Source organism: Streptomyces sp. LaPpAH-108 (genome assembly GCF_000373625.1).
In the GTDB taxonomy this organism is placed as follows: Bacteria; Actinomycetota; Actinomycetes; order Streptomycetales; family Streptomycetaceae; genus Streptomyces.
In genome coordinates this window covers 304,326-317,235 of record NZ_KB891996.1, presented here as the reverse complement: position 1 = coordinate 317,235, position 12,910 = coordinate 304,326, and the positions used below count along the sequence as shown (strand labels likewise).

The 12,910-nt window shown below is 71.8% G+C and carries 12 protein-coding genes; 6 read left to right on the top strand and 6 right to left on the bottom strand.

Annotated features, from left to right (window positions below):
• Positions 1-65 precede the first annotated feature (65 nt).
• Positions 66-332 carry a DUF2530 domain-containing protein gene (locus B079_RS0123615; protein WP_026249008.1) on the bottom strand — a complete coding sequence of 89 codons (267 nt, stop codon included), beginning with the start codon at positions 330-332 and terminating at the stop codon, positions 66-68.
• A gap of 193 nt (positions 333-525) precedes the next feature.
• Here B079_RS0123615 and B079_RS0123610 point away from each other — a divergent pair, with 193 nt between their 5' ends.
• A complete protein-coding gene (locus B079_RS0123610; protein ID WP_018548318.1) occupies positions 526-1,980 on the top strand; it encodes an NCS2 family permease in 1,455 nt (484 codons plus the stop codon).
• A 67-nt stretch (positions 1,981-2,047) separates the two neighbouring features.
• Here the strand turns inward: B079_RS0123610 and B079_RS32625 are convergent, their stop codons facing one another.
• Positions 2,048-2,287 carry a hypothetical protein gene (locus B079_RS32625; protein WP_018548317.1) on the bottom strand — a complete coding sequence of 80 codons (240 nt, stop codon included), beginning with the start codon at positions 2,285-2,287 and terminating at the stop codon, positions 2,048-2,050.
• Positions 2,288-2,423: 136 nt separating this feature from the next.
• Here B079_RS32625 and B079_RS0123600 point away from each other — a divergent pair, with 136 nt between their 5' ends.
• Both B079_RS0123600 and B079_RS0123595 read left to right on the top strand, forming a co-directional pair.
• Positions 2,424-2,861: a MarR family winged helix-turn-helix transcriptional regulator gene (locus tag B079_RS0123600; RefSeq protein ID WP_018548316.1), complete on the top strand. Its 438-nt coding sequence runs from the start codon at positions 2,424-2,426 to the stop codon at positions 2,859-2,861.
• A 30-nt stretch (positions 2,862-2,891) separates the two neighbouring features.
• A complete protein-coding gene (locus B079_RS0123595) occupies positions 2,892-4,238 on the top strand; it encodes an MFS transporter (protein ID WP_086022413.1) in 1,347 nt (448 codons plus the stop codon).
• A gap of 19 nt (positions 4,239-4,257) precedes the next feature.
• On the opposite strand, the gene B079_RS0123590 is transcribed toward B079_RS0123595, so the two are convergent.
• Positions 4,258-4,770 carry a GNAT family N-acetyltransferase gene (locus tag B079_RS0123590; protein WP_018548314.1) on the bottom strand — a complete coding sequence of 171 codons (513 nt, stop codon included), beginning with the start codon at positions 4,768-4,770 and terminating at the stop codon, positions 4,258-4,260.
• A 48-nt stretch (positions 4,771-4,818) separates the two neighbouring features.
• Here B079_RS0123590 and thpR point away from each other — a divergent pair, with 48 nt between their 5' ends.
• Positions 4,819-5,391, top strand: coding sequence for an RNA 2',3'-cyclic phosphodiesterase (gene thpR / locus B079_RS0123585; RefSeq protein ID WP_018548313.1), 573 nt, complete (start codon positions 4,819-4,821; stop codon positions 5,389-5,391).
• Positions 5,392-5,544: 153 nt separating this feature from the next.
• Here the strand turns inward: thpR and B079_RS0123580 are convergent, their stop codons facing one another.
• On the bottom strand, positions 5,545-6,537 hold the full coding sequence (locus B079_RS0123580; RefSeq protein WP_018548312.1) for an aldo/keto reductase: 993 nt from the start codon (positions 6,535-6,537) through the stop codon (positions 5,545-5,547).
• Between the two features lie 68 nt (positions 6,538-6,605).
• Positions 6,606-7,280 carry a GDSL-type esterase/lipase family protein gene (locus B079_RS0123575; protein WP_018548311.1) on the bottom strand — a complete coding sequence of 225 codons (675 nt, stop codon included), beginning with the start codon at positions 7,278-7,280 and terminating at the stop codon, positions 6,606-6,608.
• Between the two features lie 118 nt (positions 7,281-7,398).
• Between B079_RS0123575 and B079_RS0123570 the strand changes: the two genes are divergently transcribed.
• The gene (locus tag B079_RS0123570) at positions 7,399-8,385 is read left to right on the top strand and encodes a hypothetical protein (RefSeq protein WP_018548310.1); all 987 of its coding nucleotides are present in this window, start codon (positions 7,399-7,401) and stop codon (positions 8,383-8,385) included.
• 78 nt (positions 8,386-8,463) lie between these two features.
• Here the strand turns inward: B079_RS0123570 and serC are convergent, their stop codons facing one another.
• The gene (gene serC, locus B079_RS0123565; protein WP_018548309.1) at positions 8,464-9,582 is read right to left on the bottom strand and encodes a phosphoserine transaminase; all 1,119 of its coding nucleotides are present in this window, start codon (positions 9,580-9,582) and stop codon (positions 8,464-8,466) included.
• 225 nt (positions 9,583-9,807) lie between these two features.
• Between serC and B079_RS0123560 the strand changes: the two genes are divergently transcribed.
• Positions 9,808-12,873: an FAD-linked oxidase C-terminal domain-containing protein gene (locus tag B079_RS0123560; RefSeq protein ID WP_018548308.1), complete on the top strand. Its 3,066-nt coding sequence runs from the start codon at positions 9,808-9,810 to the stop codon at positions 12,871-12,873.
• Positions 12,874-12,910 lie beyond the last annotated feature (37 nt).

The following is a 12,910-nucleotide window of genomic DNA, read 5'->3' as shown; positions in this document are numbered from 1 at the left end:
TCGAGGCGCCGGGGGCCCTTCGGGGCCGCCACGGGCGCCTGGTCACTCCACCGGCATGGGTCCGGTCATTCGACCGGCACGGCCTCCCGTGCCGCGTCCCGCTTGATCGCCGCGTCCCGCTTGCGGACGTACCAGATGCCGATCAGGCCGAGCCCCGCACCGGCCAGGCAGGTCCACAGCCACCACAGGTGGCCGTGGTCCTCGAACCAGCCGTAGAAGGGGAGCTGGACCAGGAAGAGGACGAACCACAGGATCGTGCCGCCGGTGATGGTGCCGACCACGGGCCCCTCCAGGGGCTCCGGCGCTTCGTGCCTGGGTGTCCACTTCGTCATGGCAGACAGCTTACGAGGTGGCCCGGGTCACTCGGCAGGCACTGTTCCGCTCGGATGTTCCGCCGAAATCTACGCGTGGAGTTAGCGATCCGTGGTTCATACGTTCATACTGAAACCGTTTGTCTTTGACCGCTTCTGATCGTAGGAAACTCCAACGGGGCTCGGGGGAACCCCAATGGTGATGAGGAACCGAATGCCCACGTCGGCACCCACCAAGGCCGCCCCCGCCCCTGAGCAGCCGGGCGGTACGCCCGCCTACGGCGCCATGGACCGCTACTTCAAGATCTCCGAGCGCGGCAGCACCGTCGCCCGCGAGATCCGAGGCGGTTTCGCGACGTTCTTCGCGATGGCGTACATCATCGTGCTGAACCCGATCATCCTTAGCAGCGCTAAGGACATGTACGGGCACCACCTGGACAGCGGCCAGCTCGTCACGGCCACCGCGGTCACCGCCGCGTTCACCACTCTGCTCATGGGCGTCATCGGCAACGTCCCGATCGCGCTCGCCGCCGGTCTCGGCGTCAACACCGTGGTCGCCCTCCAGCTCGCGCCCCGCATGTCGTGGCCGGACGCGATGGGCATGGTGGTTCTCGCCGGCTTCGTCGTGATGCTGCTGGTGGCGACCGGTCTGCGCGAGCGCGTCATGAACGCCGTGCCCTACGGTCTGCGCAAGGCGATCTCCATCGGTATCGGTCTGTTCATCATGCTGATCGGCCTGGTGGACTCCGGCTTCGTCAGCCGCATCCCGGACGTCGCCCAGACCACCGTCCCGCTGCAGCTCGGCGCCGACGGTCACCTCAACGGCTGGCCGGTCCTGGTCTTCATCCTGGGTGTGCTGCTGACCCTCGCGCTGATCGTCCGCAAGGTCCCCGGCGCGATCCTGATCTCCATCGTGGCGATGACCGTCCTCGCGGTGATCATCAACCTGGTCGCCAAGGTGCCCTCCTGGGGTCTGACCACCCCGAAGTGGCCGGGCAACCCCGTCGACACCCCGGACTTCGGTCTGATCGGCAAGGTCAGCCTGTTCGGCGGCTTCGACAAGGTCGGCATCCTGACGGGCATCCTCTTCGTCTTCACCGTCCTGCTGTCCTGTTTCTTCGACGCCATGGGCACGATCATGGGCGTCAGCGACGAGGCCAAGCTGACCGACGCCCAGGGCCAGATGCCCGGCATCAACAAGGTCCTCCTGGTCGACGGTCTCGCCGTCGCGGCGGGCGGCGCCAGCTCCTCCTCGGCCACCACCTGCTTCGTGGAATCCACCGCGGGCGTCGGCGAGGGCGCCCGCACGGGTCTGGCGAACGTGGTCACCGGCGCGCTGTTCGCCGTCGCGCTGTTCCTCACCCCGATCGCCACCATGGTGCCCTCGCAGGCCGCCACGCCCGCGCTGATCGCGGTCGGCTTCCTCATCCTGGCGGGCTCGGTCCGTGAGATCGACTGGGCCGACTTCACCATCGCCATCCCGGCCTTCGTGACCATGGTGATGATGCCGTTCACCTACTCGATCACCAACGGCATCGGCATGGGCTTCATCACCTTCGTGGTGCTGCGCCTGGCGGCCGGACGCGCGCGGGAGATCCCGGCGGCGATGTACGTCGTCGCGGCGGTCTTCGGCTTCTACTACCTGATGCCGGCGCTGGGTCTGACCTGACGGGTGGCCCGGTCAGGGGGTGTCTCGGGAAGACACCCCCTGGGGCCACCCCCGGCACCCGGCCCGGTCAGGGCACTACGGGGTCACACGAGGCGTCACGAGCCTCCGGTGTGGCCCCGTAGAACTTTTCCGTCTCCTCCACCGCGTTCTGGAAGCGCTCGTCGAAGTCGTCGCGGACGAGCGTGCGGATCACATAGTCCTGCACGCTCATTCCCCTCTTGGCCGCACGGTCCCGGAGCCTCGCTAGCAGCTCCTCGTCTATCCGCAGGCTGAGCACACTGGTCCCCATGCGTACGAGGGTCGCCATATCCGGCCACCCGATGGGTCACTTTTCGCAACTGACTCACTCGTATGGGTGATCTATGGCTTCAGTGGCGCGCATCACGGGCATCGCGGTGCGTCCCCGTTGTTCCTTAGTCAGAGTAATGAGTTACGCTAAGGACATGCCGGACCTCACCCATGGCGACGACTCGGCCGCCGTGAACTCCCTCCGCTCCGCAGTGATGCGGCTGTCCCGTCGGCTCAAGCACCAGCGTGTCGACGAGTCGCTGAGCCCCACCGAGATGTCGGTGCTCGGCACCCTGTCCCTGTGCGGCCAGGCCACACCGGGCGAGCTGGCCCGCAAGGAGCACGTCCAGCCGCCGTCGATGACCCGCATCGTCGCGCTGCTCGAGGCCAAGGGCCTGGTCCGCCTCGAGCCGCACCCCGAGGACCGCCGCCAGAAGGTCGTCACCAGGACCGAGCAGGCCGAGACGATGCTCGAGGAGAGCCGTCGCAAGCGCAACGCGTTCCTGGCCGGCCTGGTCGAGGGCCTCGACGAGGACGAGTGGGCCGCGCTGCGCGCCGCCGCCCCCGTGCTGGAGAAACTCGCGCATCTGTAAGCCACGCAGTACCCGCAAGGAGGCGACCTTTTGAGTACGGGCCCCGGAGCAGCTTCCGCCCCCGCACCGATGACCCCTACGAACCCCGCTCCCGCCAAGTCCTCGATGTTCAGCTCGCTGAAGGTCCGGAACTACCGGCTGTTCTTCATCGGCCAGGTCGTCTCCAACACCGGCACCTGGATGCAGCGCATCGCCCAGGACTGGCTCGTACTCAGCCTCACCGGCTCCTCCGCCGCCGTCGGCATCACCACCGCCCTGCAGTTCCTGCCGATGCTCCTCTTCGGCCTCTACGGCGGTGTCCTGGTCGACCGGCTGCCCAAGCGCCCCACGCTGCTGGTCACCCAGACCGCCATGGCGCTCACCGGCCTCGCGCTCGCCCTGCTCACCCTCTCCGGGCACGTCCAGGTCTGGCACGTCTACGTCGCCGCGTTCGCGGTCGGTCTCGCCACGGTCGTGGACAACCCGGCCCGGCAGTCCTTCGTCTCCGAGATGGTCGGCCCCGACCAGCTCCAGAACGCGGTCAGCCTGAACTCCGCGAACTTCCAGTCCGCCCGGCTCGTCGGCCCCGCCGTCGCCGGTCTGATGATCACCGGCGTGGGCACCGGGTGGGCGTTCCTCTTCAACGGCCTGTCCTTCGTGGCGCCGATCGCGGGCCTGATGCTGATGCGCGCCCGCGAACTGCACCCCGGCCGCCGTGCGCCGCGCGGCAAGGGCCAGCTGCGCGAGGGGCTGCGCTACGTCGCCGGGCGCCCCGATCTGATCTGGCCGGTCGTCCTGGTCGGGTTCGTCGGCACCTTCGGCTACAACTTCCCGGTCTGGCTCTCCGCCTTCGCCGACAACGTCTTCCACGCGGGCGCGGGCGCCTACAGCCTCTTCAACACCCTCATGGCCGTCGGCTCCCTCGGCGGCGCCCTGCTCGCCGCCCGGCGCGGCACCGCCCGGCTCCGGGTGCTGATCGCCGCCGCGATCGGGTTCGGCGCGCTGGAGACGGTGGCCGCGGTGACGCCGGAGTACTGGCTGTTCGCGGCGCTCATGGTGCCCATCGGCGTCTTCGGCCTCACGGTCAACGTCACCGCGAACACCGCCGTGCAGATGGGCACCGACCCGGCCATGCGCGGCCGGGTGATGGCCCTGTTCATGATGGTCTTCATGGGCGGCACCCCGCTGGGCGCCCCGCTCGTCGGCTGGATCACCGACGCCTACGGCGCGCGTGTGGGCTTCGCGGCCGGCGGCCTCGTCTCGGTCGCCGCGGCGACCGCGATCGGCCTGGTCCTGGCCCGCGTCGGCAACCTCCGCCTCGCCGTCGGCTGGCACCGCGGCCACCCGAGCCTGCGCTTCGTCCCCCGCGAACGCGAGGAGCTGACGGCGGCGGCCTGAAGCCTGCTGGAATGCGGTCCTAGACCCGGCGCGTCAGCACCAGCCCCGGCCACTCCTTCTCCCCGACGGTGAAGGACTCGGCCGGGGCGAAGCCGTTCTTCTCGTAGAAGGCGACCAGCTTGCCGTCGTCGCCCGCGTAGCAGTCCACGCGCAGCAGGGAGACCCCGACGCGGCGGGTCTCCTCCACCGCGTGGGCGATGAGCGCGGCTCCGGCGCCGTGGCCCTTGAAGCGGCGGTCCGAGGTCAGGATCTGGATGTACCGCTCGGGCTCGTCGGCGGGCGCCACATAGTGCGCGGGGGAGTCCGCGAGGACCAGCGCGGCGGCCGGTTCGCCGTCCACCTCCGCGATCCAGAGCACGCCATGGGCGACGTACCGCTCGATCTTCGCCACCGCCGCCGGGTCCTCGGACCAGGGGCTGCTGCCCCACTGCCCGGTACGGTCCTGAGCGGCCAGCCAGGCCACCGCGCTGTCGAACATCCCGAGGACCAGCGGCACGTCCGCCGGGCCGCCCTCCCGCATCGTGATCGTCATGGCCTCATCATGCAGGTGGGCGGCGGCCCGGTCTGCCAAGGTGAGGGCATGAGACTCTTCGCCGCCGTCCTGCCCCCGGAGGACGTCGCCGCGGACCTGGCGAGGGAGGTCGCGCTGCTGCGGCGGCTGCCCGGGGCGGACGGGCTGCGCTGGACCGGGCGTCCCGGCTGGCACTTCACCCTCGCCTTCTACGGCGAGGTCGCGGACGAAGCCGTCCCCGCCCTCTCGGAGCGGCTGGCGCGGGCCGCCCACCGCACCGCGCCCTTCCCGCTCGCGATCGCGGGAGGCGGCCGTTTCGGGCGCGGCAAGGCCCTGTGGGCGGGCGCGCGCGGCGACGTGGACGCGCTGCGGCTGCTGGCCGAGCGGGCGCGGTCAGCGGGGCGCAAGGCGGGCGTCGGCCATGAGGAGCACCGGCGCTACCAGCCCCACCTGACCCTCGCACGCGGCCGGGACACCGTGGACCTCGGCCCGTACGCCGACGCCCTCGCGGACTTCACCGGCCGCACCTGGACCGTGGACGCGCTCACCCTGGTCCGCAGCGACCTGCCGAGGTCCGGCGTACCCGGCGAGCAGCCCCGGTACGAGGCGGTCGCCCGCTGGGCACTCGGCGCGTCCGGTTAGGCTCATTGCCGTGGACCCGAATACCCGGAACCGGATCATGGCCGGTGCGCTCGTTCTCCTGCTGGTGGTCGTCGCTGTGGCGGCCCTCCGCTAGCGGGGCCGCTCCGCGGTGCCTCCCGGAGCGGCCTCACCGTCGTACGGACTGCCGTGCCGCTACCAGGCGAAGGCCTCCGGGGACGGCCCCGGACCCGGGAAGATCTCGTCCAGGCCGGTCAGAAGCTCCTCGCTCAGCTCCAGCTCGACCGCGCGCAGCGCGGACTCCAGCTGGGACGCCGTGCGCGGTCCGACGATCGGACCGGTGATGCCGGGGCGGGTCAGCAGCCAGGCCAGTGCGACCTCGCCGGGCTCCAGGCCGTGCTTGGCCAGCAGCTCCTCGTACGCCTCCAGGCGCGTGCGCACGGCCGCGTTCGCGAGCGCGTCGGCGGCGCGGCCCGAGGTGCGACGGCCGCCCTCGGCCTCCTTGCGGATGATCCCGCCGAGCAGCCCGCCGTGCAGCGGCGACCAGGGGATGACACCGAGCCCGTACTCCTGGGCGGCCGGGATGACCTCCATCTCGGCGCGTCGCTCCTCCAGGTTGTACAGGCACTGCTCGCTGACCAGGCCGATGGTGTTGCCGCGCCGCAGCGCGGTCTCGTTCGCCTGGGCGATCTTGTAGCCGGGGAAGTTGGAGGAGCCCGCGTAGAGGATCTTGCCCTGGGTGACTAGGACGTCGACCGCCTGCCAGATCTCCTCGAACGGGGTGTTCCGGTCGACGTGGTGGAACTGGTAGAGGTCGATGTAGTCCGTCTTCAGCCGCTTCAGGCTGGCGTCCACCGCGCGGCGGATGTTCAGCGCGGAGAGCTTGTCGTAGTTGGGCCACGCGTCGCCTTCTGCGCCCATGTTCGCGTAAACCTTGGTGCCCAGTACGACTTTCTCGCGCCGCTCGCCGCCCTTGGCGAACCAATTGCCGATGATCTCCTCGGTACGGCCCTTGTTCTCACCCCAGCCGTACACGTTCGCCGTGTCGAAGAAGTTGATCCCCGCGTCCAGCGCCGCGTCCATGATCGCGTGACTGTCCGCCTCGTCGGTCTGCGGCCCGAAGTTCATGGTCCCCAGCACCAGCCGGCTGACCTTCAGTCCCGTACGTCCAAGCTGCGTGTACCTCATGCCTCCCTAGCCAACGACTTGAAGTGCGCTCCAGGCAAGTGGTCCGCGGCCCGGCCGGGTCGATCCGTTCAGGCCACGTACGGCTCGCCCACGCCCCACGCCTCGTACATCGCCCCCGCGAACGCCCCCGCGATGCGGTGCTCCCCGCTCGCGTTGGGATGGGTGCCGTCGTAGGTGTCCGTGTGGATGTCCCAGCCGCTCGGCGTGGAGGCCAGGAGCAGGGGTGAGCGGGGTTCGTCCAGATCGGCGACCGTTTTGGCGAGGAGAGTGTTGAAGAGGGTGACCTGGTCGGCGAAGGGGGCGTCCTCGGCGGCGCGGACGTTGGGGATGACCGGGAGCAGGGCCATGCGGACGCGGGGGCGGGCCTCGCGGGCCGCGGCGATGAAGGCGCGTACGTTGTCCGCCGTCTGCTCGGCGTTGGTGTAGAAGCCGAGGTCGATCAGGCCGAGGGAGACGAGGAGGACGTCCGCGCGGTGGGCGCGGACCGCGTCGCCGATGAGGGGGGCCATGTGCAGCCAGCCCTCGCCCCAGCCGGCGAGGTGCGCGCGGGGGAAGTCGGGGTCGGCGTACTCGTAGGAGTCGGCGGACTGCGTGGCCTGGTCGTACAGCGCCTCGCGGGGGCCGACGATCTGGAACGGGCCGCCGTACGTCGTGCGCAGGTGCTGCCACATCCGGTAACGCCACGTGTGTTCGCCCGCGCTCCCGATCGTCATGGAGTCACCTACGGACATGAACCTGAGCATTCGCTCATCATGGACGATCACAGGGCCGGGCGGGGAATCGGACGGGGTGTGAGGCCCGCCACGGGCAGGCCCGGCGACTCGCCCGGTGAACACCCGCGCGGGGTGGCACGCTTGGCTCATGCGCCGACCGTTCGCCCTGCTCGCCGGGGCCCTGCTCGCGGGGGCCTGTGCGCTGCCCGCGTCCGCCGCCGACGGGGACCAGGGGTTCACCATCAAGGACCCCAGGATCACCGAGTCCAGCGGCCTGGCCGCCTCCCGGCAGCACCCCGGGATCTACTGGACCCACAACGACAGCGACGACGGCCCGTATCTGTACGCCGTCGACAGCGCGACCGGCAAGACCGTCGCCACGGTGACGCTGCGCGGCATCGGCTCCCCGCGCGACGTGGAGGCCATCTCCATGGGCCCCGGCAACCAGCTCTACGTCGGCGACATCGGCGACAACTTCCACGGCCGCTGGCCCTACGTGTGGATCTACCGTCTGCCCGAGCCCAAGACGCTCAAGGACCAGACGATCACGGCGACGCAGTACGTCGTCAAGTACTCCGACGGCCCGCGCGACGCCGAGTCGCTGGTCGTGGACCCCAAGACCGGGCGCGCGTACATCATCGACAAGAACGAGGACGGCGGCCACCTCTACGAGGGCCCCGCCGAGCTGTCCTCCTCGGGCACGAACATCTTCCGCCCGGTCGCCGGGGTCGACCTGTGGGCCACGGACGCCGCCATCTCGCCCAACGGAAGACAACTCGCCGTACGCGGCTACCTCGGCGGCATCTACTACGACTGGAACGGCGGCAAGATCGAACGGAAGGGGCGGCTCGACGTGCCCCTCCAGGGCCAGGGGGAGTCCGTCACCTACTCGGTCGACGGCACGAAGCTGCTCTACGGCAGCGAGGGCGCGGAGAGTTCGGTGCGCGCCCTGGACGCGCCGAAGGGATCGACGGACGCCTCCGCGGCCAAGTCGCCGTCCGGCGGCGGGGGTTCGGACTCCGGTGACGGGGCCGGTTCCGGCGGGAACGTGGGGATGGGCGCCGTCGTCGTGGCTCTCGGCGCGGCGGCGCTGTTCGGGGTGCGGCGGATGCGGCGCAAGGGCGACGGCGCGTAGCAGCGCACGACAGGCGTGCGTACGGCAGGGGGCGCCCGGTGTGACACCGGGCGCCCCCTGCCGTCGTTCGACCGGCGGTCAGAGCCGCTCGATCACGTAGTCCACGCACTTGGTCAGCGCCTCGACGTCCGCCGGGTCGATGGCCGGGAACATCGCGACGCGCAGCTGGTTGCGGCCGAGCTTGCGGTACGGCTCGGTGTCCACGATGCCGTTGGCGCGCAGCGCCTTGGCGACGACGGCGGCGTCGATCTCGTCCGAGAAGTCGATCGTGCCGATGACCTGCGAGCGCTTGGCCGGGTCGGTGACGAACGGCGTGGCGTACTTGGACTCCTCCGCCCAGGTGTACAGCCGGGTCGAGGAGTCCTTGGTGCGGCCGGTGGCGAAGTCCAGACCGCCCTGGCCGTTCAGCCACTTCAGCTGCTCGTCGAGCAGGAAGAGGGTGGCGAGCGCCGGGGTGTTGTACGTCTGGTTCTTGCGGGAGTTGTCGATCGCCGTGGGGAGCGAGAAGAACTCCGGGATGTGGCGGCCGGAGGCGTGCACCCGCTCGGCGCGCTCGATCGCGGCCGGGGAGAACACGCCGATCCACAGGCCGCCGTCGGAGGCGAAGGACTTCTGCGGGGCGAAGTAGTAGACGTCCGTCTGCGCGATGTCGACCGGCAGGCCGCCCGCGCCGGAGGTGGCGTCCACCAGGACCAGCGCGCCCTCGTCGGCACCGGCCACGCGCTCGATCGGCATGGCGACACCGGTGGAGGTCTCGTTGTGCGTGAACGCGTACACGTCCACGCCCGCCTCGGCGCGGGCCTCGGGGTGGGTGCCGGGGTCGGAAGCGATGACGGTCGGCTCGGCCAGCCACGGCGCGAGCTTGGCCGCCTTGGCGAACTTGGAGGAGAACTCACCGAACGTGAGGTGCTGCGACTTGTTCTCGATCAGCCCGTGCGTGGCGATGTCCCAGAACGCGGTGGAGCCGCCGTTGCCGAGGACGACCTCGTAGCCGTCGGGGAGGGAGAACAGGGAGCTGATGCCTTCGCGGACCCGGCCCACCAGGTTCTTGACCGGGGCCTGGCGGTGGGAGGTGCCCAGCAGGGAGCTGCCGGTGGCGGCGAGCGCCGCCAGCGCCTCCGTCCGCACCTTGGAGGGGCCCGCGCCGAAGCGTCCGTCGGCGGGCTTGATGTCAGCGGGGATCTCGATGTCGGCCACGAGTCGGAGCGTATCCGGTGCGCGAAACGGTACGAAGCCCTGTCCGTCGGATGAGACGAGATCACCAGGTCGTGGACTTGTGTGCTCGTACGACGATCGCAGGACCGGGGTGGGCCTGTGGACAACTTCCGATGCCCGTGGGTGATCGGATGCATGCTGGATCCACGGCCGGTCTGCGGGACCACGACCGGCTCACGGGACCACGAGCGAGCTACGGGGGACGGGATGAGCTTCGGGAAAGGGCAGTTCGAGCAGGGGCAGTTCGAGGAAGAGCGGTTCGAGCAAGGGCTGGAGGCGGAGCTGCGGCGGGCCGTGCGGGGCGAGGTCGGCTTCGGCGTCACCGACCGCGCGCTCGTGACGATGGACGCGTCCAACTACCGCCGCGTCCCGCTGGGCGTGGTGGCGCCGAAGGACGCGGACGACGTGGCGGCGACGGTGGCGGTGTGCCGGGCGCACGAGGTGCCGGTCGTGGCGCGCGGCGGAGGCACGTCCATCGCCGGACAGGCGACGGGCACGGGCGTGGTCCTGGACTTCACCCGGCACATGAACACCCTGCTGGAACTGGACCCGGAGGCGCGGACCGCCGTGGTCCAGCCCGGCCTGGTGCTCGACCGCCTCCAGGAGGCCGCCGCCCCGCACGGGCTGCGCTTCGGACCCGACCCGTCCACCCACGGCCGCTGCACCCTCGGCGGGATGATCGGCAACAACTCCTGCGGCTCCCACTCGGTCGCCTGGGGCACGACGGCCGACAGCGTGCGCGAGCTGTCCGTGCTCACCGCGCGCGGCGACCGGCTGCGCCTCGGGCGGGACTGGGCCGGGGCCCCACCCGGCCTGCGCGAACTGGCCGAGGGTGAACTCGCCCGCCTGCGCACCGGCTTCCCGGACCTGCCCCGCCGCATCTCGGGGTACGCGCTGGACGCCCTGCTGCCCGAGAACGGCGCCGATGTCGCCCGCTCCTTCTGCGGCTCCGAGGGCACCCTCGGTCTCCTCACCGAGGCGGTCGTGAGCCTGGTGCCGGAACCCCGAGCCCGTGCCCTGGCCGTGCTGGGCTACGCCGACGAGAGCGCCGCCGCCGAGGCCGCCCCCGGACTGCTGCCGCTCGCCCCGCTCACCGTGGAGGGCATGGCCGCCGACCTGATCCGCGCCCCGGCCGGACTGCCGAAGGGCGGCGCCTGGCTGTTCGTGGAGACGGGCGCGGATTCACCGGGCGAGGCACGCGCGCGGGCCGAGACGGTGGTCCGCGCGGCCGACGCGGTGGACGCGCGCGTGGTCACCGACCCGGCCGAACGGCGCACCCTGTGGCGGCTGCGCGAGGACGCGGCCGGCACCGCCACCCGGATGCCCGACGGCACCGAGGCATGGCCCGGCTGGGAGGACTGCGCGGTGCCACCCGCCCGGCTCGGCCCCTATCTGCGCGACTTCCGCGCCCTGCTCACCGCCCACGACCTGCGCGGCACGCCGTACGGCCACTTCGGGGACGGCTGTGTCCACGTCCGCATCGACTTCGACCTGCTCACCGAGGCGGGCGTCGGCCGCTTCCGCCGCTTCTCCGAGGAACTGGCCGACCTGGTCGTCGCCCACGGCGGCTCGCTGTCCGGGGAGCACGGCGACGGGCAGGCCCGCGCGGAGCTGCTGCCGCGCATGTACGGCGCCGAGACGGTCGAGCTGTTCGAGCGCGCCAAGGCCGTCTGGGACCGGGACGACCTGCTCAACCCCGGGATCCTGGTCCGCCCGGCCCCGCTGGACGCCAACCTGCGCTTCGCCGCGCTGCCCCACCGCCCGGTGGACGTGACCTTCGGCTACCCGGCCGACGGGGGCGACTTCCGCGCGGCCGTCCGGCGCTGCGTCGGCGTCGCCAAGTGCCGTACGACCAGCGTGTCCGGGGCCGCCGTGATGTGCCCCTCCTTCCGGGCCACCGGCGAGGAGGCCCACTCCACACGCGGCCGGGCCCGGCTGCTGCACGAAATGCTCGCGGGCGAACTGATCACCGACGGCTGGCGCTCCACCGAGGTCCGGGACGCGCTCGACCTGTGCCTGTCCTGCAAGGGCTGCCGCTCGGACTGCCCGGTCGGCGTCGACATGGCCACCTACAAGGCCGAGTTCCTGCACCACCACTACGCCGGACGCCTGCGCCCCGCCGCGCACTACAGCATGGGCTCGCTCCCGGTGTGGCTGCGCTGGATCGCCCGCACCCGCACCGCGCCCCTGCTCAACGCCCTCGCCTCGGTGCGCCCACTGGCCCGGGCGGCGCGCTGGGCGGCGGGGATCGCGGCCGAGCGGGAGATTCCCCGGGTGGCGGAGCGGACGTTCGGGCAGTGGTGGCGGGGGAGGGGGAGTCCGGGCGATCCGGACGGTGGGCTGAGCGGGCTGGGCGGGCTCGGGGGGCTGGGTAGGCGGGGCGGTCTCGGCGGGTCGGGTGGCTCGGGCGGCTCGGGTGGCGGTGAGCGCACGGGCCGTACCGCGCCTGGTGGTACCGCGCCCGGTGGCACCGGGGACCTGGTGGTTCTGTGGCCGGACACCTTTACCGAGCATCTGTCCCCGTCCGTCGGGCGGGCGGCGGTGCGGGTGCTGGAGGCGGCCGGGCTGCGGGTCGCCCTGCCGCCGACGCTGCGGCTGCGGGGCCGCCCGGTCGGGGACGGCCGCTCCCGCGCGGCGACCGCACTGCTCCGGGCCCGGCGGGACCGGGTCTGCTGCGGCCTCACCTACCTCTCCACCGGCCGACTCGACACCGCCCGCGCGGTGCTGCGCCGCACCCTGGACCTGATGGAACCGGTGCTGGAGGCGGGCGCGCCGGTCGTCGTCCTGGAGCCGAGCTGCGCGGCGGCGCTCCGCTCCGACCTGCCCGAGCTGTTGCCCGAGGACCCGCGTGCGGCCCGGCTGGCCGCCTCCGTCCTCACCTTCGCGGAGGCGCTGGAGCGGCACGCGCCCCTGTGGACACCGCCCGCCGTGGACCGCCCGGTGACCGGCCAGACCCACTGCCACCAGCACGCGGTGCTCGGGGACGGCGCAGACCGCAGACTCCGGGCGTCGGCGGGGCTGAGCGGCGACCTCAGCGGCGGCTGCTGCGGGCTCGCGGGCAACTTCGGCTTCGAGAAAGGACACTTCGAGGTCTCCCACGCCTGCGCCGAGGACCAGTTGCTGCCCTCGGTCCGGCAGGCGCCCCCGGACGCCGTGATCCTCGCCGACGGCTACTCCTGCCGCACCCAGCTGGCCCAACTGGGCGGCATACGCGGGCGCCATCTCGCGGAGGTGCTCGCGGACGCGCTGGACCGGGCGGAAGGAGTGCCGTGAGCGGGAGGAACGGCCGGACGGCGGCCTTGTGCGCCCC

Bases quoted from the DNA above. Each gene is read 5' to 3' on its own strand.
- B079_RS0123615 (WP_026249008.1), bottom strand. From the start codon at position 332: ATGACGAAGTGGACACCCAGGCACGAAGCGCCGGAGCCCCTGGAGGGG.
- B079_RS0123610 (WP_018548318.1), top strand. From the start codon at position 526: ATGCCCACGTCGGCACCCACCAAGGCCGCCCCCGCCCCTGAGCAGCCG.
- B079_RS32625 (WP_018548317.1), bottom strand. From the start codon at position 2,287: ATGGCGACCCTCGTACGCATGGGGACCAGTGTGCTCAGCCTGCGGATA.
- B079_RS0123600 (WP_018548316.1), top strand. From the start codon at position 2,424: ATGCCGGACCTCACCCATGGCGACGACTCGGCCGCCGTGAACTCCCTC.
- B079_RS0123590 (WP_018548314.1), bottom strand. From the start codon at position 4,770: ATGACGATCACGATGCGGGAGGGCGGCCCGGCGGACGTGCCGCTGGTC.
- thpR (WP_018548313.1), top strand. From the start codon at position 4,819: ATGAGACTCTTCGCCGCCGTCCTGCCCCCGGAGGACGTCGCCGCGGAC.
- B079_RS0123580 (WP_018548312.1), bottom strand. From the start codon at position 6,537: ATGAGGTACACGCAGCTTGGACGTACGGGACTGAAGGTCAGCCGGCTG.
- B079_RS0123575 (WP_018548311.1), bottom strand. From the start codon at position 7,280: ATGCTCAGGTTCATGTCCGTAGGTGACTCCATGACGATCGGGAGCGCG.
- B079_RS0123570 (WP_018548310.1), top strand. From the start codon at position 7,399: ATGCGCCGACCGTTCGCCCTGCTCGCCGGGGCCCTGCTCGCGGGGGCC.
- B079_RS0123560 (WP_018548308.1), top strand. From the start codon at position 9,808: ATGAGCTTCGGGAAAGGGCAGTTCGAGCAGGGGCAGTTCGAGGAAGAG.